Origin of the sequence: Flavobacterium ichthyis (genome assembly GCF_009915155.1) — a bacterium.
Classification (GTDB): domain Bacteria; phylum Bacteroidota; class Bacteroidia; order Flavobacteriales; family Flavobacteriaceae; genus Flavobacterium; species Flavobacterium ichthyis.
On record NZ_JAABLM010000007.1, the window covers coordinates 99025 to 124432 of the forward strand.

Here is a 25408-nt window from a genome sequence, read left to right on the forward strand (position 1 = left end):
AAACCTTGATTTTGTGCAAAAAAACACAAACTTTCGTTAAAGCAGGTTTGCAGCTTCCGGGTTTACTCTAAAATTGTGGCAGCAAAAATATTTTTCGTGTGAAAACAAATTTACTATCCTCCCTCCTGCTCTTGCCTTTTATGGCTTTTTGTCAAACTAAAACCATCCGCGGTAAAGTCCATTATTTCAGCACTCCAGTTGAAAAAGTGGAAGTGGTAAACCTTTCCTCCAAACAAATTGTATTAACCGATGCTTCCGGAAATTTTTCGATTGATGCCAGTCCCGGTGACGAAATTGGTTTTATTTCAAAAGAATATGATTATTTGGTTCAAAAAATTTTTAAGGACGAAATAAATAATTTCTACACCATTGCTTTAAAGCCGAAGCCAATATTGATGGACGAAGTGGTGGTTTACCAAGAATTTACATTACCCGGAATGAGCTATGCCGAATTAGGTCCTGGACCATTGGGACAAAGCCAAACCTTGCCATCAAATCCTTTTGTGTACAACGGAACTACCGCCGGAATTAATTTTATGGAAGTTGCAAGAATGATTAAAAAAGCCTTTCCTAAAAAAGAAAAACCAGCTCCCGAGTACAAACCGCCGGTTTTCAAAGATTTTGTTTTTAAGAATTTTGACGATGATTTTTTCACCAAAGATTTAAAAATTGCCTACAAAGACATTTCGACTTTTGTGGATTTTTGTAACGAAGATCCAAAAGCTGATGAATCATCTTTCTTCGGTAACAAACTGAATGTGTTGGAGTTTCTGCTCAAAAAAGCTGAAGAATTTAAAAAATTATAGCATTTTGAACGTTCTCCACCTTATCTTTGGAAAAAAATTATAATGAAAAAGATTATTTTTTTAACAGCATTAATTCAAAGTTTTTTTTCGCTTGCGCAAAATGTACCCGGGCAAACTCAGCACATTGCAGAATCCGAGAGAAAATCGGCAGCAAAGCGATTGGCGTTTCGAGAAAATCTCAATACAGCCAATTACGATGTCAAATACCATCGGTTGGCACTCAACATTAATCCGGAAGAATTTTACATTTCCGGAATGGTTACCACACATTTTGTTGCCAAACAAAACCTCAACAGCGTTACTTTTGACCTTAACAATCAACTTACCGTAACACAAGTTTTGCAACGTGGAAATTCGCTTACCTTTTCACAAAACACTAATAACGAATTGGTTATCAATTTGCAAAATACACAAAATACAAATGTATTAGATTCACTTTCAATTATTTACGAAGGAATTCCATCTACTGACGAAAATGCTTTTACCACTTATACTCATGCTGGAGTGGCCGGTTTGTACACGCTTTCAGAACCATTTGGCGCAAAAGACTGGTGGCCTTGCAAGCAATCATTAGACGATAAAGTAGATCGCGTGGATTTTTTATTGACAACGCCAACACAATACGTTGCCGTGGCAAATGGCTTGCAAACTTCTGTGGTAACAAATGGAAACGGAACCAAAACTACCAGATTCACACATAATTACTTAATTCCGGCTTATTTAGTAGCAATTGCAGCCACAAATTATACAATTTTTACGCAAACGGCTGGAACGGCTCCAAACCAATTTCCGATTGTGAATTATTTGTATCCGGAAACGCAAACCAGCGTGCAAAATAATTTAGCGGTAACCCCTCCAATTATGGATTTATTTGAAGATTTATTCGAAAAATATCCGTTTTCTAACGAAAAATATGGTCACGCTCAATGTGCTCTTGGCGGTGGAATGGAACATACAACGGTTTCCTTTATGGGAAGTTTTGGGCGGGAATTAATTGCCCACGAATTGGCACATCAATGGTTTGGTGACAAAATCACTTGCGGAACATGGAAAGACATTTGGCTTAACGAAGGTTTTGCTACTTATTTATCAGGTTTGGTGGTCGAAAATTTTGATGGGCAAACCAATTTTAACAGTTGGAAACAATCGGTCATCAACAATATTACTTCGCAAAATGGTGGTGCTGTTTACCTTACTGATGCCGAAGCCCAAAATGTCTCGAGAATTTTTAATCATCGTCTTTCTTACAATAAAGCGGCAATGGTGTTGCACATGTTGCGGTTTAAATTAGGTGATGCCGTATTTTTTCAAGCCATAAAAAATTATTTAGCCGACCCTAATTTGGCTTATGGTTACGCCGTTACCGAAGATTTTAAAACACATCTTGAAACTGCTTCAGGAACAAGTTTGACAGAATTTTTTAACGATTGGGTTTATGGGCAAGGATACCCGAGTTACAATATTGTAGTGCAAAATTGGACTGGCGGACAAGCCCGATTTACCATTAATCAAACGCAATCACACAATTCCGTTTCATTTTTTGAGATGCCTGTTCCTGTAAGAGTTACCGGAAATAGCGGACAAATTTTAGATTTAATTCTGCAAAACACAACCAATGATCAGGTAATTTTTGCGAACGTGCCGTTTACAGTTACCGGAATTTCCGTAAACCCAAATTTTGACATCATTTCCAGAAATAACACAGCCACTTTAAGCACGGAAAATTTTGGTTTGGCAACTCATTTAAAATTGTATCCAAATCCTGCTTCAAATGAAATTTTTAGCGAAGGTTTAGAAAATATTTCTCTCGAAAAAACGATGATTCTAAACACACTCGGACAAGTTGTGCTTCAATCGAAAAATGAAAAAAAATGGGATGTTTCGGCATTGCCAAGTGGCACTTATTTCCTCAAAATTTTCACTTCAGAAGGAGTTTTTCAGCATAAATTTTTAAAGAAATAAACTACGAAACTGCTTTAATTTTTGAAACCAAAAAAGTAATCACTACGCCAAAAACGCCAATAAACGCAAAAGAAAATTGCAAGCCAAACGCCTCGGCAATGTAACCGATTATGGGTGGACCAATTAAAAATCCGAGGAAACTTACGCTGGAAACTATCGTTAATGCTTCGCCTGGAGGAACGGTTGAGTTTTTTCCTGCCAAACTATAAACCGTTGGTACAATTGTAGAAACGCCAATTCCAACCAGCATAAAACTCAAAGTTGCCGGAATAAGATACGGCAAAAATACCGCTGAAAATAATCCCACAGAGATCATGATTCCGGAGATTTGCATGATTTTTTTTCCGCCGTATTTGAGGATGAATTGATCGCCCAAAAATCTTCCGGTTGCCATCATGACCATGAAAGAAGTGTACCCCAAAATGACCAAAGCTCCTGGTGCTTTCACAATATCTTTGAAATAAACACCACTCCAATCGAACATTACCCCTTCGCTTGCCATACAACAAAAACCGATAACGCCAAGCCAAATCAAAGTCGAATCGGGTTTGGCGAAAAGTTTCTTTTTTTCTGGGGTTTTAATTGGTTTTTGTTTGGCTTTAATCAAATATTTTGCATTAAATGCAATCACCGAAAAAACTACCGTTGCTGACACTAAAAAATGGGGAAATGGGTCTATTTTAAATGCTAACATTGCCAAACCAATAAAAGCACCCGTAAAACCTGCCGTACTCCAAGCGCCATGAAATGATGACATGATGGTTTTTTTATACAATTTTTCGACGTAAACGCCTTGGGTATTGACGGCAATATTGCTCAGGTTTCCGAACATTCCAAAAATAAAAAGCACCAACATTAAATGCCACGGTTTTATTGCTAAACCTATGGTTGCCATGGCGATTGCATAAAAAATTAAGGCAAAAATCAGGATTTTGTGGCTGCCGAAACGCGTGACAATTTTTCCGGAAAAAGGCATCACAAACAATTGTCCAAATGGAATGGCAAATAATATTGTTCCTAAATCACTTTCAGTAAGATTGAGCGAGGTTTTTAGATCGGGAATTCGGCTTGCCCAAGTGGCAGAACACAACCCCATGGCGAAATAAAAAAGCGATACAGCCCAGCGAATTCTTTTTAAATAAGATTCTTTGGCATATTTGTAGCCTTTTAATTTAGGTTTGGTGTTAAACCGATTGACAAAACGAAATTCCATAAAAATTATAAACACAGATTTTTAAAACGTGTTTGAATAGGCAAATTTACTTCGAAAATCGCCAAAGTGAAACAAGTCCTTCCATTTTTCCATAAACGGGATCGTTTTGTGGGACTTGAACTTGCTTAATATTTTCATCAGCTTTTGGTCTTTCGTTATCATTCCCTTTGAGCATATCAAAATCGGAACCATTAGGATACGCACCAACAACCATAAAATCTTCGGAAGAAGAAATTTTTTTGTGTGCTACACCAGCCGGAATTGCCACGGCATCACCTCTTTCAATATTAATAATTTCACCGTTTTCGCCACCCAAAAGAATTTCGGCGTGACCGCAAAAAACCCCTAAAACTTCGTGGGTATTGCTGTGGTAATGGTGAAAATCATAAACGTCGCCTTCCCAGGAATTGTTCCAATCTCGATCGGCAAAATGATTGGCGATAAATTCGGCTTCGCCTTTTTCTTCCGAAAAAACATTTCGATAAATTAAAACTGGCAAAACGCTGTTTGGAAATTTTCCATCGTCTTTAAATTTTAATTGTTGGGTTTCCATTTTCATATCGCTTTTATTTTTAAAGTTAGGCAATAAAAAAACCGAACTGTTTTAAAAATCTGATAAAATTTACCAAGCGCTTTCGGAAGTTAAAAACCGTATGGCATCGGAATTTAGGTTTAATTTTGGCGCTTCGATGATACTTTTCAATTGTTCTAAATTGGTCGCACTCACAATTGGCGCGGTAACTGACGGACGTTGAATTAACCAAGCCAATGCTACTGCCGCTGGCGTGGTATTTTCTTGTTTGGCAATTTTGTCCAAAGCATCCAAAATTTTAAGGCCACGATTGTTAAAATATTTGTCCATGTTGCCACCTCGCGGGCTTTTGTTTAAATCTTCTTTAGTTCTATATTTTCCGGAGAGAAAACCACTTTCGAGCGAATAATAAGTAAACACACCGAAATTGTGTCCCAAAGCCAACGGTTCGTACAAACTTTCGTATTTTTCCCTTGCATATAAATTGTAATGCGGTTGCAACGTTTGGTATTCTGGAAGATTTTTTTCTTGGCTGGTTTCGAGCGATTCTTTGATACGTTCGGGCGACATATTTGAGGTTCCGATGTAGCGAATTTTTCCGTCTTTTACCAATTGATTATAGGCTTCGAGGGTTTCTAAAACCGGAGTCGGTTCGTCGTCAAAATGCGTTTGGTACAAATCTAAATAATCGGTTTGAAGGCGTTTTAAAGAATCTTCAACTGCTTTGAGAATGTAACTTTTTTTGAGTCCTTTTTTGCCATTTCCCATATCCGAGCCGACTTTGGTCGTCAATACAATTTGGTCACGATTTTTCTTTTCTTTGATCCATTTTCCAATAATTTTTTCGGATTCGCCACCTTCGTTTCCATCAGCCCAACGTGAATAAACATCAGCAGTATCAATAAAATTAAAACCGGCTTCGGTAAAATGATTTAATATTTCAAAAGATTTTTTTTGGTCAATTGTCCAGCCAAAAACGTTTCCGCCAAATGCAATGGGATACACATTTAAATCAGTATTCCCTAATTGTCTTTTTTCCATGTGTGTTATTTTTTGCCACGAATTCCCAAATTATCTGAGAAGAAAAATTAGTGATATAATTAAAATTCAATTAATTTTTTGAGTTGATTGCTTTCAATGGCTGCTTCAATAATTTTCATCACCGCAATACCATCATCTGCTGTAACAGGCTCTATTTTATCATCGATGATTGCGTGATACATTTCATCAAAAAAATCCATGTAATTCCCATGAAATGCGGGAACTTTTTCGCGCAACACCACGCTGTTAATTTCTGTATGAATGATTCCGGATTTATATTCCGGTTCGGTTCCCCAATCCTGATTGTTAGGTTTCCTGCCTAATTTTAGTTCATCTTCCTGAACATCGCCACGACTTTTAAGAAAACTTCCTTTTTTTCCATGAATAATGTAGGACGGCAAGGCTTCGCGGACAAAAAATCCGGCTTTGAGACGCACACGAATTTTTGGATAAAACAAAATCAAATCGACGCAATCATCTACCACCGAATTTTCTCTGGTAACCCGAATATCTGCAAAAACTGCTTCAGGAAAACCAAACAAACACAAGGCTTGATCGATGATATGCGAACCTAAATCTTTTAAAATTCCGGCTCCAGGATTGTTGGTTTCTTTGTGAATTTTGATGCTTAAATTAGGATTGTATCGGTCAAAATGAATTTCGGCTTCCACAATTTCGCCTAACATATCCCGATTCAAAATATGTTTGACCGTCTTGAAATCGCTATCCCATCGACGATTGTGGAAAACAGCGATTTTTTTATTTTGTTCCACTGCTATTTTTTTCAAATCTTCGGCTTCGGCAACAGTGGTGGTAAAGGCTTTTTCAACGATGATATTTTTGCCGGAAAGAAGGGCTTTTTTGGCAAATTCATAATGGGTTTCTACTGGAGTGTTTACAATCACAAGATCAATATCATCTGCCAATAAATCATCGATACAATCATACGTTTTAGTGTACGGATAATCGTTTTGGATATTTTTTTTGCTGCGTTCGCAAGCACCAATTAACTGGAATCCGGGATGCAGGTCGAGAAATGGTGCATGAAAAACTTTGCCAGACATTCCGTAGGAAAGCAATGCGGTTTTAATTTTTTTCATAGTAGAAATTATTTGGGTTGCGCTCGTTCGTATTGTTTGGGCCAAAAAGGTTCTTCGTTTAGATCATGGGCAAATGTGAGTCCGAGGTTTGGATTTCGGAGTGATTCTCTAGCGATGAAAATAAAATCGGCTTTTTCATCTTGTAGAATAGCTTCCGCCTGAATAGCATTGGTAATTAAACCCACGGCTCCAGTAGTAATTTTGGCTTGTTTTTTAATATTTTCGGCAAAGGAAACCTGATAATTGGGTTGCACCGGAATTTGTTGATGTGGTACATTTCCACCGCTGGAAACATCGATAACATCCACACCTTTAGCTTTTAAAATGGCCGAAAGATGAATGGATTCTTCTTCATTCCAACCTCCAGAAGCCCAATCAGTAGCAGAAATTCGAACGAAAAGCGGCAAGTTATCCGGCCATTCTTTTTTGACTTCTTCCACAATTTCTAACACGATCTTGATTCTTCCATAAAAATCACCGCCGTATTCATCTTTTCGAAAATTGGACAAAGGAGATAAAAATTGGTGTAACAAATAACCGTGAGCTGCATGGATTTCCAAGACTTTGTAACCTGCTTCAAGCGAACGTTTGGCAGCGGCACGAAAATCCGAAATTACTTTTTTGATGCCATCGATTGATAATTCAGTAGTAAATTCGGTGGGTTTGTAGGCAACGTCGCTTGGTGAAAAGGTTTCCCAACCGCCATCTTCCGGCAAAATTCTTTTGTTACCTTTCCATGGTGAGGTCATGCTGGCTTTTCTTCCGGCATGTGCAATTTGAATTCCGGGAACTGCATTTTGACTTTCGATAAAAGCGGTAATTTGCTTGAATTTTTCGATGTGATTATCACTCCAAATTCCTAAATCTTCGGGTGAAATTCTTCCTTCGGGTGAAACTGCGGTTGCTTCCTGAAAAATTAAAGCAGCTCCTCCAATGGCACGACTTCCGAGGTGAACCAAATGCCAGTCGTTAGCAAAACCATCTTTTGCCGAATATTGACACATGGGCGAAATTACCAAGCGGTTTTTGAAAATAATATCTTTAATTTGAATGATTGAAAATAATTTTGTGGCCATAAATTTGATGCGCAGAAGGATTTTTTTCTGTATTATCAAAATTAAAATACATTTTTTGAAAGACTGTGTTTTAAAGTGGGTATTAACATAGATTTATTATGCTTTAAGAATTGTTTTGGATTCCAATCTTAAAAATTTTTTACCAAAGTTTTAAATTGAAGTAGCCATCAATTTATAAACTTAAAACACTATTTTTGTTCGCAATTATTTGAAATTTAAAATAGAAAAATGGAAATCTTTATCAAGCTCTCGCAGTTTTTGCTGAGTTTATCGCTGCTAATCGTTTTACACGAATTGGGGCATTTTATCCCTGCGAAATTATTTAAAACCAAAGTAGAGAAGTTTTATCTTTTTTTTGATGTAAAATTTTCTCTTTTCAAGAAAAAAATAGGTGAAACAGTATATGGAATTGGATGGCTTCCGCTAGGAGGTTACGTAAAAATTGCCGGAATGATTGACGAAAGTATGGACAAAGAACAAATGGCTTTGCCACCGCAACCGTGGGAATTCCGTTCGAAACCAGCTTGGCAACGTTTGATTATTATGTTAGGTGGCGTGACGGTCAATTTTATTTTGGCCTTCATTATTTACATTGGAATTGCGTTTTATTATGGTGATACTTATGTGGCAAACAGCGAATTGAAAAACGGAATTTGGGTAACAAGTCCGGTTTTGGAAAAAGCAGGTTTGCAAACTGGTGATAAAATTGTTTCGATTAACGGTGTTGAAAGAGAACGTTTCAGCGATTATGCCGGAGATATTTTTATGGCAGAGGAAATTGTAGTTAACCGAAATGGCCAAAACCAAACCATTAAACTTCCGGTAGATTTAGTAAATCAAATTAGTAATTCCGGAACACGAAGCTTAATTGAAATGCGTATTCCGTTTATTGTAAGCCAAATTAGCGAAGGTTCTGCAAACGAAGCAACCCTGAAACCAAAAGACATCATTACGGAAATTAATGGCGAACCAGTAGCTTTTGCCGATCAAATGATTGCGAAATTAGAAACATACAAAGGCAAAACCGTTCCGATAACTTTACAACGTGATAACCAAGAAATTCAATCTACTATAAAAATTTCTGACAGCGCTAAATTAGGAATTGCTTACGCCACACGTTTGATTCCTGACAATTTGCAACAACTTGATTTGTATAAAATCAGCAAACATGAATATGGTTTTTTTGAATCGATTCCGGTTGGAATCACGATGGGAAAAGATAAATTGGTGGGTTACGGACAACAGTTAAAAACGATTTTTAATCCAAAAACCGGAGCTTACAAAGAAGTTGGTGGATTCTTCGCTATTTTTAATATTTTCCCGGAACAATGGAGTTGGTTTGCTTTTTGGCAAATTACCGCATTGCTTTCCATCATGCTTGGTGTGATGAATTTATTGCCAATTCCGGCATTAGATGGTGGTCACGTCATGTTTTTATTGTACGAAATGATTTCCGGTAGAAAACCGAGTGAAAAATTCATGGAACGCGCGCAAATCGTTGGTTTCTTTATACTTATCGCATTGGTTTTATTTGCCAACGGAAACGATATTTACAAAGCGATTGTGAAATAGAAAAAAAATTGAAAATTTTCTGTAAATAAATTTGCAGAAATCAATTTTCGCCTTATATTTGCACCGCTTTACAAGGCAATACGCCTTCCTCCTTAGCTCAGTTGGTTAGAGCATCTGACTGTTAATCAGAGGGTCCTTGGTTCGAGCCCAAGAGGGGGAGCAAAAAACGAAATCCTGATCAGAAATGGTCAGGATTTTTTGTTTTTAAATTCTTTTTGAAATTCGCGTTAACTAAACCCCACTCCTTGCGTGGTAAAACTTCCCGATAAATCCCAATTGTTGTCGTTGATGAGTCGTTGGAATAATCCGGTTCGGTAAATGGTGTTTCTAAGCGTTTGGTACGAATGATTTTTCAACCAATCGTGTCGCGAGTTTACGTATTGCGTGATCCATCTTTTTTCATTTCCGCCTTGCAACGGTGGCATTTCGGGGAAACGTTGGCGTAAAAACATCAAAATGCTTCCGGAATGAATAAAGCTATCGTAAATGACCAAAAGCGATAACGGCAAGGTAAATTGATGGTGGTTAAAAAACGCCAAAGCTGGTTGGAAATAATACCTTTCGAAAAAAGCATCTTGAATGCTTCGCATCTTGTCGTCTTCTCTTGCGGCTTTTCGCAATAACAATTTAAAGTTTTCGTCATCGGCTAAAGTTTTTGGAACTCCATTAGCAATCAAACCAATTCTATTGAGATACGGGTTTAATTGTTGCGAATAAATTCCTCGGGCATCCACATACATTTTGATCAACGTTTTTAGATTTCCAAACTCGGTGGTTTGTGATTTGCCGTAAGTAATTTGTCTGTATCGTTGGGTATTGTGCAAAAAATCTTTGTAAACTACTAATGCATCATACTTTCCGTCTCTTTTTCCGGTTTCAAAAACATTTAAAACCTGAACAATTTTTGTGGCTTGCGCAACTGTAATCGTGGGGGGTAAATTGTTGAAAATCATGGCGATATTTTTTTAAGATAAAAATTCTGGTTTTTTTTATTCGATATAAATTCGGGCACCAGTTGTATAATTAAAACTAAAGTTTTTGGTTTTAGACAAATTATTATTTTGGTCAAAATACAACACTTTGTAATCTACAAATGGCGTGAGCAATGCTTGGTTTTTGGTAATAAAATTAAACAACAACGGCGTTTTAAAATCGGTTTTGTCTTTTTCAAAAGAGAAAGCACTATCGGTTTCCCGTACCACTAAATCCACCTGAATCTTGGCAAATTTTTTCGTATCTAATTTAATAAATTCTAATACAATCGACCTGTTAAAATCTGTACTTGTGGCAACGGCTTGAGTAAATTCTTTGGAAATGTCTTCGATACTTTCGTATTCAAAACAAATATTTTTGGGATTGAGATGCACCACGCTACTGGTAAGATTTCTGAGTTCTAGCTGCGATGTTTGCTGACTGTTAAGCGGCGGAAGCGTGGCAAAATACGAAGGATTAAAAAACGGCGTATCTTGGGCAGAGATTAATAAAACATTCGAAATTTTACACGGCGAATAAGATAAATTAGTTACCAATAATTTGCCGGTTGTGTCGTCATAATCTACTTGTAAAAAATCGCCAATGGTTTTTTCGATGTTGAGTTCCATATTAGCGGTATCGCGAATTTCTTTGTGGCGAATGGTGATATTGGCAAATTGCGAAATGGAATTGTTAAACGAATTGATGAGCAAACTGGCTTCCGACAATTTTTCGGTGGTAAAGTTGAACAAAAAACTTTTGCCATCAACACTTACTTCCGAAGGAGCAATCAGGTGGTTTCCGGTAATTTCAAAATCGGCTCCAATATCATTTGGAAACAAAAATTGCACTTTGCTAAAATAATCTGTGATTTGATCATCTAACAAACCAAATTGAAACAAATCAATCTTTAACTTATTCAATTCCAAAGCCGAAATATTAGGCGAAACCGCATATTGGATGTTTACTTTCGAAATGTCTTGCGATACTCCCGTTCCTTCTTCAAACGCGTGAAAAATAAGGTTGATGCAGCTCGACATGGTTTCGGCATCGCGTGCCAAATAATATTTTTTGGGAACAATTAAAAAAACATTGGGTTGTACTTTTGATTTGTAAACGGTGTATTTGTCAAACTGAAATCCCGGAAAAAAAACTTGTTCAAATTCCGAAAATTTCTCGTTTAAATTAAATGGGTTGTCCGTGATGGTTTTGTTGAAATTTTTATACAATCCTTCGGATTCTTTTTTGTCCAAAGGATAATTGAGCGGAAAACTGGTTTTGAGAATAAAGGTGCTTTTTACCAATTCTGTATTGACCGAATCTTTCACGTCAAGCGAATGCAAAATTCGTTTTTTATTGGCCCGCAAAACTGTGGTTTTTTTAGTATCAGTCACGGCCAAAGGTGTAATTAATTTGGCTTTGCTAATTTCTTTTGGGGCAATAAATCTTTTGTCTAATTTATAAAAATCCTTGTTTAAAACGGCTATGTTGAAAATTTTAGTGGGCTTGGAATAGGCTTTGAAATTAAAAAAAAGATCAACGCTACATTGGTTTTCTTTAATATTGGTAATTAAATTTTGAAAAGTAATTTTAACCGCTTCGTCCTTTAATTCAAAAGTAATTTCTTGGGTTGAAGCATTGATGATACCACTAATTTTCAAAATGCCATCTTTAATTTTTAGATTTAAAATCGCTTCTGCTAATTCTAGTGGAATATGTTTTTGGGTGGGAATTATTTTTTGGTTGTTCAAAATATATTTTAGCGTCACTTTGCCCAAATAACCTTTGGTTTTTCCGTTGGCGTCCAAAATTTCTTCGTAATAAAAAAGCAAATTATTGTTGGGCGAAATTTCGATACCTGGAAAAACGTGATAAATTTTTGCATCTTCAAAATCTTTAAAAAAACTTTTCGGGTTGACACTTGCTTTGTCTTCTATCAGCGGAAAACGTGGCCTAAACAATTCCATTGTGACCACCGTAGGTTTTAAATCGATGGATTGCACCACGGGATGTTCGGCAATAACAAAGTTTCCGGGTTTTTTATTTTCGTTAGAAAAAATAACACTGGGTTTTGCCGGCTCGAGATTAAATCGGTTGAGCGGCACTAATTTATTTCCGTTAAGTTTGAAGGTATTTGGCATGACTTTTAAATTATTTGATTAAGAAAAATAAAGGAGGAAATGTGGGGGACATACCTCCTTTACAATGAAAAACGTTTATTCGATAAACGCTTTTCTGATGGCTTCTACATCCTTATTTTGCGCATCAGTTCCCGAAGGAATGTCGAATAACACACTTCCTTCTTGATAATCTAGCGGCATATAATCTGTAGAGATGGTAACTTTTTTAGTTTTTGAACCGATTTTTCCTTTGCAGGTGTATTTAATTTTGTACTGGGTTGGTTTAATTTCATAATCTGCTTCATACCAAGCTCTATAAGGAATGATGTCTTCAAAATTATCTACATCAAATTTGAACTTTTTGGTACTCATTTTGTCGGCTTTGAAAGTTACTTCCATGGTATCGCAGTCATAAAGTTCCTCGGTTGAAAGTTCATAATTAAGCATATTTTGCACTGGTAAAGGAATGAATACTTTGGTTCCTGTAAACTCATATTCCATGGTTTTGTCTTTGAGTTTAATACGTTTGTCTTTTTCATACATGGTAATGGTTTTCACCCGTGCTTTACTTCCTTTGATTCTAGTAGCAAAATCAAAGACAAAAAGGTTTTTGGCATTTTCGTTATCATTCCAAATTGCTGGAAAAACAGCGTCAATTTCAACTCCAGTGCGTGATTTTCTACGAACGTATGGATTGCCTTCCGGTGAAATCATTCGGCCAGAACCTTTCCAAATGATATTTCCTTTTGAGTCTGGATAGCCTACTTCTATGGAAACTTGACGAACCGGACTGTCGTTTAAAATTTCGTTGTCTTTGTCGAGTTTTATTAACGAACCGTCTAATGCGGCAATGACTTGTAATTTTGTAAAATCTTCGTCAAGCGGCACTTCGGTTACATAACGTTCTACGTCTTTTTTGGCAGCATCTCCGGTTTTGGTGGTCAAAGGTTCAAGTGTATTGGAAATTTTTGTTCCCAAAACTTCAATTCCGGAAATTTCAATTTTATCAGCCATATCCAATTGACGGATTTGTGTTCCTGATTTTAGGCTTACTCCTACAGAAACACCTCCAGAAAATATTCTAAAAATAGACATTACTGGATTACCTGTTTGGGTATCTTTTGCGGGTGTAAATACTTTGTCTGCCGGGTCAAAAATTTGTTTTTTGAGCATCTCAAATGCAAACTCTCGTTGCTTGGTCAAGAGTGCTTGGTTCATCTTTTTTTGTTCTTCGCTGGTAAATTGTCCGTCAGTAAAAATTTTAGAAACAATGCTTCCCGAAGTAGCTAATTTTTCATATTCATGTTCCCAGTTTAAGTCTATAAAAGGATGCTTTACTGATACTTTTGACGAAAAATAACTATGTACTTTTTTGGCATGAATGGTCGTTTCAATAACAGTTGAGGGAATGTAAGCTCTGTATTTAATTTGATGATCTACCGTTAAATTATTCCCTCCTTTTTGTAAGGCGTCTTTAACAATCGAAGTGTTGTAACGACCCATCAAAACCGAAAAAGCATTTTCACCCAAACCTATGGTTGAACCATCTCCTTCACCTTGAACTTTAAAAGCCCAAGGTGCTGCAGCTTCCACATCTTTGGCATCATTGTCTTTGACCACACGATGCATTACAATTTTATTTTCGGTAAGTGTTACAGGTCGAACATTAGTATGATTAAAATCTTTATCTCGTCCTTTTACCCAAGAAAATAATTTTCCTAAAGCGGTTGTGCTGTTTCCGTATTGACCTTGAAGGGTTGTTTTTAATTGGTCAATCGCTTTTTTGAGCAATGGTTCGGGAATGTCTAAAGTAGTGGTTAATGATAAAAATCCTCCAGCTTCTTCTTCAAGACCTTCAACCCCAATTACACTTCCTTCCGAAGCTACTCCAGAAAAAACTTGAAACGAAAATTTGTATCTTCCGTCGGGATGCTTGGCAAGTCGTGGGTGTTTTGGATAATAATAAAATTGCATTGGTAATCCCGCAGCCCGAAGCTTGTCATTGTTAGGATCTGGAGCAAATAATAAAGTAAAATCTGCACCATTGCTTTCTTTTAAAAGAATTTCTACGGTTCCCGCACCATAATGAGGGCAACCCATTGGTTTTACATCTGACATAATTAATAGTTTAAATTTTCTTACTCTTTTTAGGTTTTTCAGAATTACACCTTATACATCTATTGTTAATCATTAATTAACGATGTAAAACTAATACAGCGCAAAATGTTGATTTATAGTATAATACCTGATTATTTAATGTTTTTTTCCCCTACTTAATAAAAATAAACACCTATATTAAAAAGGGGATTTTTCCCCTTAATCAAGTATTTAGAGTATGCTACATTTGTGGATATAAACTTTTAAATAACATACAACATGAAAGTAATTGACCGAAAATTAGCTCGAGATTTACAAGCCAACTTTAACAGTAAGTTTAATGTACAACCTGATGATTCTAATGCGGTTTGGTTCTCAATCGATGCAATAGAAAAATTTATTGCAGATGCCAAAGCCAAAGCCATGATGAATGGTCGAACTATTGATGGCTTGCGATTTTATTTTGGTGTTTATCCCAAAGACAATAGTGTAGATCAAGAAATTCAAGGTAAAACCACATTATTTATAAGTGCTACTAATCCTTCTGGTTCGGGGTCCAGCCAAGATGATCAAGATACAGATGTGATGAATTATGGCGGATTTGGAAAGCCACCTAGAGTTTCATTCTAAGTGATGCATAATATGGAATATTTCTTTTACGCTATTCTTTTACTAATTTTTTCTACTACCATTATTGGTTGCATTAATTGGTACAAACTGCCAACATTGAGAGCTAAAAGCATTGTTGGCTTTTTGTGTTACACCTTTGTGAATGAATTGGTTGCGTTAATTTTTCAAAAATATTCTATTGAAAATAACTTATATTTGTATAATTCTTACATAATATTGAGTTTTAGTTACATCATTTGGCTATTGTCGTCGATTTTACAATCTTGGAAATCGACGGCATTGGCCAGATTTTTATTAATTGTTTACATATTATTTGTGCTTTTAGAAACATTTTATATAAAACAATCATTTAATGTGACGCTTAATTATAGTTATGTTGTTGGGACGATTTCGGTATTGATAATGGCAAGTTTCTATATGTTTGAATGTTTTAGCGAAGAGTTGATACTAGTTTTTAGACAGTCTATTTATTTTTGGTTTATATTAGGTGTGGTTCTTTTCCATATCCCCTTTTTACCTTTTATTATGGCACTCGATATGACTTTGATTGAAAATAATGATTTTATCTACAATTTTATTTTGACGTTTTTAAATATTTTAATGTACGGAAGTATCATCTACGGTTTTAAATGCAGTATAAAGAATTACAATTATTGATTATTTCGGTGAGCATTGTATTTATTACATTGTTAGTACTCACCTTATCCATTCTATATTATTTTTATAAAAAGAAGTCCGAATATTTGGCTCAGAAAATGAAATCGGAGCTTCAATTTAAGTCGGAATTAGTGAAAGCGCAAATTGAAATTAAAGACCAAACCTTACTTGAAATCAGTCGCGAACTTCATGATAATATTGGTCAGATTATTTCGGTAGCGATAATGCAGGTCAATTTAGGATTAGAGCAATCTAGTGCTGTAACGAAGGAAAATTTGTCAGAGCTTAAAGAAGTTTTGTCTAAATCACTTAATGAAATAAGGCTTTTGTCTAGAGTAATTAATAAAGAAAACATTTTGAACTCTAATCTTACCGAAACCATATCGGCCGATTTAGAACGTATCCAAAATCTAAAAAAAATTAAATGTGATTTTCTTGACAACACGACCGAACCCATTTATAACCCAGAACATGAACTGATTATATACCGAATTTTTCAGGAATCACTACTTAATATTTTAAAACACTCTCATAGCGAAATTGTGAATGTAGCAGTCACCACAAGAGATGGCGGATTTGAAATGATTATCAATGATACTGGTAAAGGTTTTGACATTAATCTCAAAACAAAGGGTTCAGGGCTTAAAAACATGAAACACCGGGCGACATTGATTGGTGCAAAAATTTCATTTAAATCCGTGGATCAAGTTACCTCCATCCGATTGTTTTATCCAAATAAAAAACAAGATGACCAGCCAAACTAAATACAAAATAATCATTGTTGATGATCATCTTCTGTTTTCGCAGTCATTAGAACTATTAATCAATAACTTCCAAAATTTTGAAGTCATCAACAGTTTTGAAAACGGAAAGGAATTTGTCAAACATTTTTTAGCGTCTAAAAAATTAGTTGCAGATTTAGTGTTACTCGATGTCAATATGCCAATTATGAATGGTATTGACACTATGATTTGGCTAAAAGAACATTTTCCAGACCAAAAAGTATTAGCGCTTTCCGTTAATGAAGATGAAGAAATAATTTTAAAAATGGTACGTCTAGGAACGCGAGGTTATCTTTTAAAAGACACGTCTCCAAAAATATTTGAAAAAGCCATGCTTATGACTATTGAAGAAGGATATTTTTTTACAGAGATGGTTTCAAAACTATTGGTAAACGGCATTACAAAACCTGAACAAGACGTAAAACTAGAACTAAAAGAAAAAGAACTAGAATTTGTAAAACTTGCCTGCACCGATAAAACTTATAAAGAAATAGCCGACGAAATGCACCTCAGCCCAAAAACAATTGACGGATATCGTGAAAATGTCTTTGTAAAAACTGATGTCAAAAACCGAATTGGATTAGTACTTTACGCCATAAAAAATAAGTTAATTACTTTGTAAAATATATTTTTTAGATAAAATTATCTACAACCGCTCTTTTATTAATTCAATAATTTCCTTTGTAGAAACAGCTCTAGTATCTACTGCAATATTACTGTTGCCATATGGCAAATATCTCGCTATGTTGTTGCTATTGAATAATCCAATAATGGGTACTTTTGCAGCACTCGCCAAATGCATGATACCACTATCTGCACCAATAAAAACATTACAATGATGTAAAACTGCACCTAGTTCTCGAATATCTTGACTCAAAAATTCTTTTGCTTCAAAAGCTATAGCTGATTCATTATGAGCTGGCAAAATTTCCAATATTAAACTGTCAGGAAACGCTAATTTTAATAAATCATAAAATTTTCGCCACCATATCACACCATGATTCTTTTCACCCGTTGCAAAAGTAAAAATGGCAATTACATTTTTTTTATCACCCCTTAATTTTTCTAAAAGAATTTTTCCATGAGACAACTCGTCAGTACTTAACCGCAAATTTAACTCTGGAATTTTCTCCTTTTTAACCTCTACCCCTATCAATTCCATACACTTTCTAAAATACACGACAGGAAACTTGGCCATGTGTGGTTCTAAAATAGAAACACCATTTGGCAAATCGCCAAAAAACTTAAATCGAGCTCGTGAAACCTTTGTAGCCAACCTCCCGGAAGATGAGCAAGCATCTATATTTATCACAAAATCGTATTTTTTTTTGCGAATTGAAAACCACATTTTAGAATATTCCACAAATTCCTTGAACGGCTTTTTTGGCAGTCGGATAAACGTATCAACGTTAGGAAAAGCTTTAAAAATTGTCGGAGCTAAAGTACCTTTTACAAATACATCTACTTTGGCATTTGGGAAATTTCGTTCTATCTCATCAATTAAAGGCGTTACCATCAATAAATTTCCTAATCTTTGATTGGGTCGATTAATTAAAATTCTTTGGATACTGGTAGGATTTACTGTCGTCAAATATTTAAAATTCGATTGCCCGAGGTCTTTAGTCAAGTTGCGCATTATCTTTCTACGAAAGACATTGACACTTTTGGGGATTTTCATAACTAATAAACAGATATATTTAACGAATATAACGAAAAAATTGAATGAATATTATTTCCGAGCAAAAGGTCAAACTTTATTGAAACTCTTTTATTTTGTAGTTTTCTCAACATTCATATCCAAGTTACTTTTATTATAGAGAAATTCGTAACTTCCGAATAAAAACTATGAAAAAAATTATTCTTGTATTTGCTTCTTTTTTAGCGATTACCACTTCTGCACAAAAAAACAATGACGAAAAAACCGCCATTGACCAACTCTTAAATAATTGGCACAAAGCAGCCGCCGATGCTCATTATGACGAATATTTTTCCGTAATGGCAGATAATTCCATCTACATTGGAACGGACGCCACAGAAAACTGGACTAAAAAAGAATTTATGATATGGGCGAAACCTCATTTCAACAGGGGAAAAGCGTGGGATTTTAAAACTTTGCAACGCAACATTTATTTCTCCGCTAATAAAAAATTGGTCTGGTTTGACGAATTGCTGAATACTCAAATGAAAATTTGTCGCGGATCAGGCGTTCTAGAAAAAGTCAAAGGCGAATGGAAACTTAAACACTACGTGCTTTCCATGACCATTCCTAATGACAACGTGGACGAAGTCATCAAAACAAAACAAACTATTGAAGATAAACTAATTGAAGAATTAGGTAATTCGGGTAATTAGCTAATTATCTAATTTTCTAACTATCTAATCATCTAACTATCTAATCATCTAACTATCTAATTATCTAACTATCTAATTTTCTAACTATCTAATTATCTAACTATCTAATTATCTAACTATCTAACTATCTAATTCCCCAAATGCTCCAGCATATCCACCGTCATTTTCGGCAAATCAAATTCGTGATTCCAGCCCCAATCTTGCCTTGCACGACTATCATCAATGCTTCCTGGCCAACTGTCGGCAATTTTTTGACGAAAATCCGGTTCATACGTAATTTCAAAATCCGGAATATGTTTTTTAATCTCTTCCGCAATTTCTTTCGGATCAAAACTCATCGCTGCTAAGTTATAGGACGACCTGATTTTGATATCTTCTTTCGGAGCGTTCATAATTTCTATGGTTGCACGAATCGCATCGTCCATGTACATCATCGGTAAAAGCGTATTTTCCTTCAAAAAACAAGTGTAATTTTTGTCACTCAGAGCTTTGTAGTAAATATCAACCGCATAATCCGTAGTTCCGCCACCTGGAGGCGTTGACCAACTAATTAATCCAGGATAACGAATGCTTCTCACATCTACGCCAAATAAATTGTGGTAATATTCACACCACCGTTCACCTGCTTGCTTGCTAATTCCATAAACGGTTGACGGCTCCATGATGGTAAATTGCGGCGTATTTTCTTGCGGAGTCGTAGGCCCGAAAACGGCTATGCTAGAAGGCCAAAAGATTTTTTTTATTTTTCCGGCTTTCGCCAAATTTAACACGTGAAAAAGCGAATTCATATTTAAATCCCAAGCAAATGCCGGATTTTTTTCAGCTGTAGCCGAAAGCAATGCAGCCATTAAATACACTTCTTCAATTTCGTATTGCTCTATTATAGATTCTACTTGGTTAAAATCTAGCGCATTTACAACCTCAAATGGTCCGGAATTTACAAAGTCAGGATCCCCTTTTCGAACATCTGAAGCAATCACTTGATCCGTTCCTAATTTTTTGCGAAGCGTTTTGGTCAACTCTGTACCAATTTGCCCACAAGCTCCAATGATTAAAACTTTGGCTTTCATAAAATGCGAGGTTAAGCACGGCAAATATAATTCTTTAAAAATCGAAAAGTTGTTAATTTCAATTCAAAAAAATGAGCAATTTTCAACAAATTTGTTAGTTTGACCAATTGATATTGAGAAATTGTCAAAAAAATAAAAAAATATACGCGCATTTTTAGGTAAACTTTATGAGTATCAGGGTGGTAAATGTTATTAAAAATTGTAGCAACATTCGTAAATTTGCCACTTTAGAAAAAAACTATGAAAATCAAATTAATATTACTTTTTTTCTCGGCAATAATGTTGATAAGTTGCAAAGACAATGAAACACAAAAAATTGATACCGCTAAAGAAGCTCAAAAAAACGAATTAATTTTTGCTAACTTAGAGAAACACTGGAATCTGACACCTCCACAACATTCACCCACGGTAGAAAATATAATTAGAAACTGGAGCGAATGGCGTCTTTTTGTAACCGAAATCCAGCAAAAACCCAAGAGCTCAATTGGAGCATTTCAACAAAAAGCAAGAACCATGACAACGCGCGTCAATAATTTGACCAACAACATTCCGGCAATGTTCAACACGCCTTCAATCAATTCCCGAATCATGACTTTAGGAACGAAGGTGAAAAGTTTAGATTTGTACATCAATTTACATCAAATTCCAGAAGATAAAGTGCTGAAATTAATTCCGGAAATCAATCAGGAAATGAATTCTTTATCTTTACAAATGGAGGAAATAATTACCAAAAGCCAAATAAAATTGGAAGAAGGTGAAGCAGAGATGATACAGAGTTTGGCTAGAAAAAGAGATTCCTTGGCAAAACCACAATTAAAGCCTTCAGTTTCTAATCAAAATAATATAAAAAGAAAAGAACAAGGTTTTATTCCCACATTAAACCCTAAAGCCACCAAACAGTAATTTATTTTTTATTTGAAACCACTCATTTTAAATACTTATTCAGGTGCTGCAAAAACGCAGCAAATTGTCGAAATTTTAAAAAACCGGGAAGCAAAAATTCACTTAAAAGGATTAATTGGCTCATCGATTTCTTTCGTAATTTCGGCTTTGTTCGAAAAAACGGACTTGCCTTACTTGCTCATTTTTCAAGACAAGGAAGAAGCGGCATATTACCTTAACGATTTAGAACAATTAATTGGTGAGGAAGATGTGCTTTTTTATCCGGGTTCTTATCGTCGTCCGTACCAAATTGAAGATACTGACAACGCCAGCGTTTTGCTTCGTGCGGAAGTTTTAAACCGCATCAATTCCCGAAAAAAACCTGCTGTAATTGTTACTTATCCGGATGCACTTTTTGAAAAAGTAGTAACCCGTAAGGAGCTTGACAAAAACACGCTAAAAGTTGCCGTTGGCGATCAGGTTTCCATTGATTTTATCAACGAAGTTTTATTTGAATACGAATTTAAAAGGGTTGATTTTATCACGGAACCAGGAGAATTTTCGGTTCGTGGTGGGATTTTAGATGTGTTTTCTTTTTCTAATGAAAATCCTTTCCGAATTGAATTTTTTGGGAACGAAGTCGATAGTATCAGAACTTTTGATGTAGAAACCCAACTTTCGGTTGAAAAACAAAAGAAAATTACGATAATTCCCAACGTTGAAAATAAATTTTTTAAAGAAAATAGAGAAAGTTTCCTGAATTATATCAATGAAAAAACAGTTTTGTTTATCCAAAATTCGGATTATCTTTTTTCAAAATTAGACCATCTTTTCAGTCGTGCCAAAGAAATTTTTGCTTCGATGGATACCACAATTCAGCATGTACAACCTGAAGAATTATTTCTTAACCAAGAGGAATTTATCAAGAAAGCAGTAAATTTCACTATTGCAGAAATTGGATCGAAATCAACTTTTAAAATTGAAAAAATTTTCGACTACCACGTTCAGCCACAACCTTCGTTCAACAAACAATTTGATTTGCTGCTAAACAACCTCAACGAGAATCATTTTAACGGTTACCGAAATTACATTTTCTGTTCAAATGACCAGCAAGCTAAACGCTTTCACGATATTTTTGAATCAATCGATGAAGAAAACAGCGAAAATATCCGGAAACAATATCATACCATCGTTTTCCCGCTTTTTCAAGGATTTATTGACGAAGAAAATAAAATTTTAGCTTATACAGATCATCAAATTTTTGAGCGTTATCATAAATTCAACATTAAAAATGGTTATTCCAAGAAACAAACCATCACGCTCAAAGAATTAAACACGCTTTCAGTGGGTGATTATGTCACGCATATTGATCACGGAATTGGGAAATTTGGAGGTTTACAAAAAATTCAGGTGGAAGGAAAAACCCAAGAAGCCATCAAATTAGTTTATGCAGATAATGATATTGTGTATGTAAGCATTCATTCCCTACATAAAATTTCAAAATTTAATGGTAAAGATGGTGCTCCGCCAAAAATTTATAAATTAGGTTCAAACGCCTGGAAAGCATTGAAGCAAAAAACCAAAGCGCGGGTAAAACACATTGCCTTTAATTTGATTCAATTGTATGCAAAACGCCGTTTGGAGAAAGGATTTCAATTTGCGCCAGACAGTTATTTGCAAGCCGAATTAGAATCTTCTTTTATCTACGAAGATACGCCAGACCAATTAAAAGCCACTCAAGACGTGAAAGCCGATATGGAAAACGAGCGTCCGATGGATCGATTGGTTTGTGGTGATGTTGGCTTTGGTAAAACCGAAGTAGCGATTAGAGCGGCTTTTAAAGCGGTTGATAACGGAAAACAAGTGGCAATTTTAGTTCCCACAACTATTTTGGCTTTTCAGCATTTTAAAACTTTTTCCGAAAGGTTAAAAGAAATGCCAGTTTCTGTAGGATATTTGAATCGTTTTCGCACTGCAAAGCAAAAGTCAGAAACACTAAAACAATTAGCAGAAGGCAAACTTGACATCATTATCGGAACGCATCAATTGGTAAATAAAAATGTGGTTTTTAAAGATTTAGGACTTTTGATAGTTGATGAAGAACAAAAATTTGGTGTTAACGTAAAAGACAAACTTAAAACCATCGCTACCAATATTGATACATTAACCTTAACGGCAACACCAATTCCGAGAACTTTACAATTTTCGTTGATGGCGGCAAGAGATTTAAGTGTCATCACAACGCCACCACCAAACCGTTACCCAATTGAAACCCAAGTGGTTGGTTTTAACGAAGAAACCATTCGGGACGCAATTTCTTACGAAATTCAACGAAACGGACAGGTTTTTTTCATCAATAATAGGATTGAAAATATAAAGGAAATCGCTGGTATGATTCAGCGGTTGGTTCCCGGAGCTAGAGTTGGCGTTGGACACGGACAAATGGATGGCAAAAAGTTAGAAGAATTGATGCTGGCTTTTATGAACGGTGATTTTGATGTTTTGGTAGCCACAACTATTATTGAAAGTGGTTTAGATGTACCTAATGCCAATACTATTTTTATTAATAATGCCAATAATTTCGGGCTTTCAGATTTGCATCAAATGCGTGGTCGTGTGGGACGAAGCAATAAAAAAGCATTTTGTTATTTTATTGCACCACCGTATTCTGCCATGACAGATGATGCAAGAAAAAGAATTCAAGCTTTGGAACAATTCAGTGAATTGGGAAGCGGTTTTAACATTGCCATGAAAGATTTAGAAATTCGAGGCGCTGGTGATTTATTGGGTGGCGAACAAAGTGGTTTCATCAATGAAATTGGTTTCGAAACTTACCAAAAAATCATGAACGAAGCCATTGAAGAACTCAAAGAAAACGAATTTAAAGACCTATACGAAAATGAAGATGCTGGCAAAGAAAAGGAATACGTAAAAGAAATTCAAATTGATTCGGACTTTGAATTGTTGTTTCCGGATGAATACATCAATAATATTTCTGAAAGATTAAATTTATATAACGAATTAAGCAATTTAAGAACAGAAAAAGAATTACTCGATTATGAGCAGAAACTAGTAGACCGTTTCGGGCAATTGCCAAAACCTGCCAAGGCTTTGCTCAATAGTATCAGAATAAAATGGATTGCAACCAAACTTGGAATTGAAAAATTAATTTTAAAACAAGGCAAAATGGTAGCCTATTTCGTATCTGACCAACAATCAGATTATTACACATCTAACCAGTTTCATAAGGTTCTACAATTTGTGCAAACTCACGGAAACCTATGCAAGATGAAAGAAAAAGAAACCAAAAATGGCTTAAGATTGTTACTTACTTTTGAAAACGTAAAATCAGTTAAAAAAGCCTTGGAATTATTAGAATTGATATAAAAAAAGCCCTGTAACTCAGGGCTTTTGGCTTATTCTTGTAATTATAATTACAGATTTCTAAGGTCTTTAATTACCTTGAAAGCAACATCTACTTCATCTTCGCTTACCAAAATCGTAAATTCGTATGAAGTTGAAATCACTTCGTTTACAATGATTCCTTCCCAAGCCAAACGCTGGAAGATAAAGTAATACACCCCAGGAGTGGACACATTGTCTTTTGGTAATTTCACAGTAATTGAGGCCAAATTTTCGTATTTGTGTAACAATTTTTCTCCCGTAAAATGTTTGTCAACCAAATGAGCAACACTGTCACTCAACACAATATTTGTTTCACTAACGCCTCTCGAGGAAGTGTAAAAAATATCTGAATGTTGGTTGATTTCCGAAATTAATGCCGCTTGTTTGTCAAGAATTTTATCGGAAACAGAAAAAGTATAATCCGATAAAGAAGAACGAACAGTAATCTCGCCAATTCCTTTCAAAACCTTTACAATTTTATGGTTCAATCTAAAATCTAAGTCTTCAGACAAACGTTTAAGTGCCATCACAACGGCACCTTGCTTCACTTCTTTCCCTAATTCTTGTTTAAGATCCGGGAGCATATTTCTGGAAAGTGAGGTGAGATTGATAATTCCTTGAGACAATGCACTTAGCAAAAATGGTTTACTTTTAATGTATTGTTCAACAACAGAGGAAATTGTTTTCATAATTATTTTATTAGGTGGTGTACCGCAAATATAAAAAATTGTTGGTTTTCTACAAATATTCTTACTAAAAATAGAAAAACGCATCTTCCAAATGTTCAATTGTGAAATTTTCGTTTAATTTCGAAATGGCAATGATATCAAACCGAATGTTCTCTGGCCTATCAAAAACATTTACATATTCGTCCACCGCTTTTACTAGGAGTTTAATTTTTGCTGGTTTTACAAAATCTTGTGGCAAACCAAAGTCATTTGAAGAGCGGGTTTTAACTTCCACAATTGCTAAAATATTATTTTTTACAGCCACAATATCAAGCTCAGCTTTTTGAAAAACCCAATTGCGATGCAAAACTTCAAAACCGTTTTGCTGAAGAAATTCTACTGCAAGGTCTTCGCCTAATTTACCTAAGTCATTGTGTTCTGCCATATTTTAAATCATTAGTTTGTTAAAAA

Annotated in this window: 22 protein-coding genes and 1 tRNA gene; 11 read left to right on the forward strand and 12 right to left on the reverse strand. The window is 35.4% G+C overall.

The window, feature by feature from the left end; translation table 11 throughout:
- The first annotated feature begins 98 nt into the window (after positions 1-98).
- Complete coding sequence (locus GV828_RS07195; RefSeq protein ID WP_166536809.1) at positions 99-806, forward strand: peptidase associated/transthyretin-like domain-containing protein; 708 nt, start codon at positions 99-101, stop codon at positions 804-806.
- A 42-nt stretch (positions 807-848) separates the two neighbouring features.
- On the forward strand, positions 849-2768 hold the full coding sequence (locus GV828_RS07200) for a M1 family aminopeptidase (RefSeq protein ID WP_166536810.1): 1920 nt from the start codon (positions 849-851) through the stop codon (positions 2766-2768).
- Position 2769: 1 nt separating this feature from the next.
- Here GV828_RS07200 and GV828_RS07205 read toward each other — a convergent pair whose 3' ends face one another.
- From GV828_RS07205 to GV828_RS07225, 5 genes are all read right to left on the reverse strand, one after another.
- Positions 2770-3981 carry an MFS transporter gene (locus GV828_RS07205; protein WP_166536889.1) on the reverse strand — a complete coding sequence of 404 codons (1212 nt, stop codon included), beginning with the start codon at positions 3979-3981 and terminating at the stop codon, positions 2770-2772.
- Positions 3982-4027: 46 nt separating this feature from the next.
- Entirely contained in the window at positions 4028-4540 is a 513-nt protein-coding gene (locus GV828_RS07210; protein WP_166536811.1) for a cupin domain-containing protein, read from the reverse strand.
- A 63-nt stretch (positions 4541-4603) separates the two neighbouring features.
- Positions 4604-5554 (reverse strand): aldo/keto reductase, encoded by a 951-nt coding sequence (locus tag GV828_RS07215; RefSeq protein WP_166536812.1) that lies wholly within the window; start codon positions 5552-5554, stop codon positions 4604-4606.
- 59 nt (positions 5555-5613) lie between these two features.
- Positions 5614-6654 carry a Gfo/Idh/MocA family oxidoreductase gene (locus tag GV828_RS07220; protein WP_166536813.1) on the reverse strand — a complete coding sequence of 347 codons (1041 nt, stop codon included), beginning with the start codon at positions 6652-6654 and terminating at the stop codon, positions 5614-5616.
- Between the two features lie 8 nt (positions 6655-6662).
- Positions 6663-7730, reverse strand: a complete 1068-nt coding sequence (locus tag GV828_RS07225; protein ID WP_166536814.1) for an NADH:flavin oxidoreductase/NADH oxidase — start codon at positions 7728-7730, stop codon at positions 6663-6665.
- A 228-nt stretch (positions 7731-7958) separates the two neighbouring features.
- Here GV828_RS07225 and rseP point away from each other — a divergent pair, with 228 nt between their 5' ends.
- The gene (gene rseP, locus GV828_RS07230; protein WP_166536815.1) at positions 7959-9302 is read left to right on the forward strand and encodes an RIP metalloprotease RseP; all 1344 of its coding nucleotides are present in this window, start codon (positions 7959-7961) and stop codon (positions 9300-9302) included.
- 86 nt (positions 9303-9388) lie between these two features.
- Positions 9389-9462: transfer RNA gene (locus tag GV828_RS07235), tRNA-Asn, on the forward strand.
- 67 nt (positions 9463-9529) lie between these two features.
- Here GV828_RS07235 and GV828_RS07240 read toward each other — a convergent pair.
- The 3 genes from GV828_RS07240 to GV828_RS07250 all read right to left on the reverse strand — a co-directional run bounded on the left by GV828_RS07240 (position 9530) and on the right by GV828_RS07250 (position 14512).
- A complete protein-coding gene (locus GV828_RS07240; RefSeq protein ID WP_166536816.1) occupies positions 9530-10255 on the reverse strand; it encodes a chitosanase in 726 nt (241 codons plus the stop codon).
- A 36-nt stretch (positions 10256-10291) separates the two neighbouring features.
- Positions 10292-12415: a hypothetical protein gene (locus tag GV828_RS07245; RefSeq protein WP_166536817.1), complete on the reverse strand. Its 2124-nt coding sequence runs from the start codon at positions 12413-12415 to the stop codon at positions 10292-10294.
- A gap of 75 nt (positions 12416-12490) precedes the next feature.
- The gene (locus GV828_RS07250; RefSeq protein ID WP_166536818.1) at positions 12491-14512 is read right to left on the reverse strand and encodes a hypothetical protein; all 2022 of its coding nucleotides are present in this window, start codon (positions 14510-14512) and stop codon (positions 12491-12493) included.
- Between the two features lie 258 nt (positions 14513-14770).
- Between GV828_RS07250 and GV828_RS07255 the strand changes: the two genes are divergently transcribed.
- The 4 genes from GV828_RS07255 (at position 14771) to GV828_RS07270 (ending at position 17182) form a co-directional block, all read left to right on the forward strand.
- On the forward strand, positions 14771-15121 hold the full coding sequence (locus GV828_RS07255) for a hypothetical protein (RefSeq protein ID WP_166536819.1): 351 nt from the start codon (positions 14771-14773) through the stop codon (positions 15119-15121).
- A gap of 12 nt (positions 15122-15133) precedes the next feature.
- On the forward strand, positions 15134-15778 hold the full coding sequence (locus tag GV828_RS07260) for a hypothetical protein (protein WP_166536820.1): 645 nt from the start codon (positions 15134-15136) through the stop codon (positions 15776-15778).
- A gap of 98 nt (positions 15779-15876) precedes the next feature.
- The gene (locus GV828_RS07265; protein ID WP_235935426.1) at positions 15877-16542 is read left to right on the forward strand and encodes a sensor histidine kinase; all 666 of its coding nucleotides are present in this window, start codon (positions 15877-15879) and stop codon (positions 16540-16542) included.
- Positions 16526-17182, forward strand: coding sequence for a response regulator transcription factor (locus GV828_RS07270; protein WP_166536822.1), 657 nt, complete (start codon positions 16526-16528; stop codon positions 17180-17182). Before GV828_RS07265 ends, GV828_RS07270 begins: the two co-directional genes overlap by 17 nt.
- Before the next feature lie 24 nt (positions 17183-17206).
- Here the strand turns inward: GV828_RS07270 and GV828_RS07275 are convergent, their stop codons facing one another.
- Positions 17207-18187 (reverse strand): glycosyltransferase family 9 protein, encoded by a 981-nt coding sequence (locus tag GV828_RS07275; protein WP_208103154.1) that lies wholly within the window; start codon positions 18185-18187, stop codon positions 17207-17209.
- Positions 18188-18405: 218 nt separating this feature from the next.
- Here GV828_RS07275 and GV828_RS07280 point away from each other — a divergent pair, with 218 nt between their 5' ends.
- A complete protein-coding gene (locus tag GV828_RS07280; RefSeq protein ID WP_166536824.1) occupies positions 18406-18912 on the forward strand; it encodes a nuclear transport factor 2 family protein in 507 nt (168 codons plus the stop codon).
- Between the two features lie 128 nt (positions 18913-19040).
- Here GV828_RS07280 and GV828_RS07285 read toward each other — a convergent pair whose 3' ends face one another.
- Complete coding sequence (locus GV828_RS07285; protein WP_166536825.1) at positions 19041-19982, reverse strand: L-threonine 3-dehydrogenase; 942 nt, start codon at positions 19980-19982, stop codon at positions 19041-19043.
- A gap of 240 nt (positions 19983-20222) precedes the next feature.
- Here GV828_RS07285 and GV828_RS07290 point away from each other — a divergent pair, with 240 nt between their 5' ends.
- Together GV828_RS07290 and mfd are read left to right on the forward strand one after the other, a co-directional pair.
- Entirely contained in the window at positions 20223-20885 is a 663-nt protein-coding gene (locus tag GV828_RS07290; RefSeq protein WP_166536826.1) for a hypothetical protein, read from the forward strand.
- A 63-nt stretch (positions 20886-20948) separates the two neighbouring features.
- Positions 20949-24251: a transcription-repair coupling factor gene (gene mfd, locus GV828_RS07295; RefSeq protein ID WP_394350650.1), complete on the forward strand. Its 3303-nt coding sequence runs from the start codon at positions 20949-20951 to the stop codon at positions 24249-24251.
- Between the two features lie 47 nt (positions 24252-24298).
- Here the strand turns inward: mfd and GV828_RS07300 are convergent, their stop codons facing one another.
- Both GV828_RS07300 and GV828_RS07305 read right to left on the reverse strand, forming a co-directional pair.
- Positions 24299-24958 (reverse strand): aspartate kinase, encoded by a 660-nt coding sequence (locus tag GV828_RS07300; RefSeq protein ID WP_166536828.1) that lies wholly within the window; start codon positions 24956-24958, stop codon positions 24299-24301.
- A gap of 64 nt (positions 24959-25022) precedes the next feature.
- Positions 25023-25382 carry a YraN family protein gene (locus GV828_RS07305; RefSeq protein ID WP_166536829.1) on the reverse strand — a complete coding sequence of 120 codons (360 nt, stop codon included), beginning with the start codon at positions 25380-25382 and terminating at the stop codon, positions 25023-25025.
- Between the last annotated feature and the right edge of the window lie 26 nt (positions 25383-25408).

Coding starts and splice junctions, on each gene's coding strand:
- GV828_RS07200 (WP_166536810.1), top strand. CDS start 849: ATGAAAAAGATTATTTTTTTAACAGCATTAATTCAAAGTTTTTTTTCG.
- GV828_RS07205 (WP_166536889.1), bottom strand. CDS start 3,981: ATGGAATTTCGTTTTGTCAATCGGTTTAACACCAAACCTAAATTAAAA.
- GV828_RS07210 (WP_166536811.1), bottom strand. CDS start 4,540: ATGAAAATGGAAACCCAACAATTAAAATTTAAAGACGATGGAAAATTT.
- GV828_RS07215 (WP_166536812.1), bottom strand. CDS start 5,554: ATGGAAAAAAGACAATTAGGGAATACTGATTTAAATGTGTATCCCATT.
- GV828_RS07220 (WP_166536813.1), bottom strand. CDS start 6,654: ATGAAAAAAATTAAAACCGCATTGCTTTCCTACGGAATGTCTGGCAAA.
- GV828_RS07225 (WP_166536814.1), bottom strand. CDS start 7,730: ATGGCCACAAAATTATTTTCAATCATTCAAATTAAAGATATTATTTTC.
- rseP (WP_166536815.1), top strand. CDS start 7,959: ATGGAAATCTTTATCAAGCTCTCGCAGTTTTTGCTGAGTTTATCGCTG.
- GV828_RS07240 (WP_166536816.1), bottom strand. CDS start 10,255: ATGATTTTCAACAATTTACCCCCCACGATTACAGTTGCGCAAGCCACA.
- GV828_RS07245 (WP_166536817.1), bottom strand. CDS start 12,415: ATGCCAAATACCTTCAAACTTAACGGAAATAAATTAGTGCCGCTCAAC.
- GV828_RS07250 (WP_166536818.1), bottom strand. CDS start 14,512: ATGTCAGATGTAAAACCAATGGGTTGCCCTCATTATGGTGCGGGAACC.
- GV828_RS07255 (WP_166536819.1), top strand. CDS start 14,771: ATGAAAGTAATTGACCGAAAATTAGCTCGAGATTTACAAGCCAACTTT.
- GV828_RS07260 (WP_166536820.1), top strand. CDS start 15,134: ATGGAATATTTCTTTTACGCTATTCTTTTACTAATTTTTTCTACTACC.
- GV828_RS07265 (WP_235935426.1), top strand. CDS start 15,877: ATGAAATCGGAGCTTCAATTTAAGTCGGAATTAGTGAAAGCGCAAATT.
- GV828_RS07270 (WP_166536822.1), top strand. CDS start 16,526: ATGACCAGCCAAACTAAATACAAAATAATCATTGTTGATGATCATCTT.
- GV828_RS07280 (WP_166536824.1), top strand. CDS start 18,406: ATGAAAAAAATTATTCTTGTATTTGCTTCTTTTTTAGCGATTACCACT.
- GV828_RS07285 (WP_166536825.1), bottom strand. CDS start 19,982: ATGAAAGCCAAAGTTTTAATCATTGGAGCTTGTGGGCAAATTGGTACA.
- GV828_RS07290 (WP_166536826.1), top strand. CDS start 20,223: ATGAAAATCAAATTAATATTACTTTTTTTCTCGGCAATAATGTTGATA.
- GV828_RS07300 (WP_166536828.1), bottom strand. CDS start 24,958: ATGAAAACAATTTCCTCTGTTGTTGAACAATACATTAAAAGTAAACCA.
- GV828_RS07305 (WP_166536829.1), bottom strand. CDS start 25,382: ATGGCAGAACACAATGACTTAGGTAAATTAGGCGAAGACCTTGCAGTA.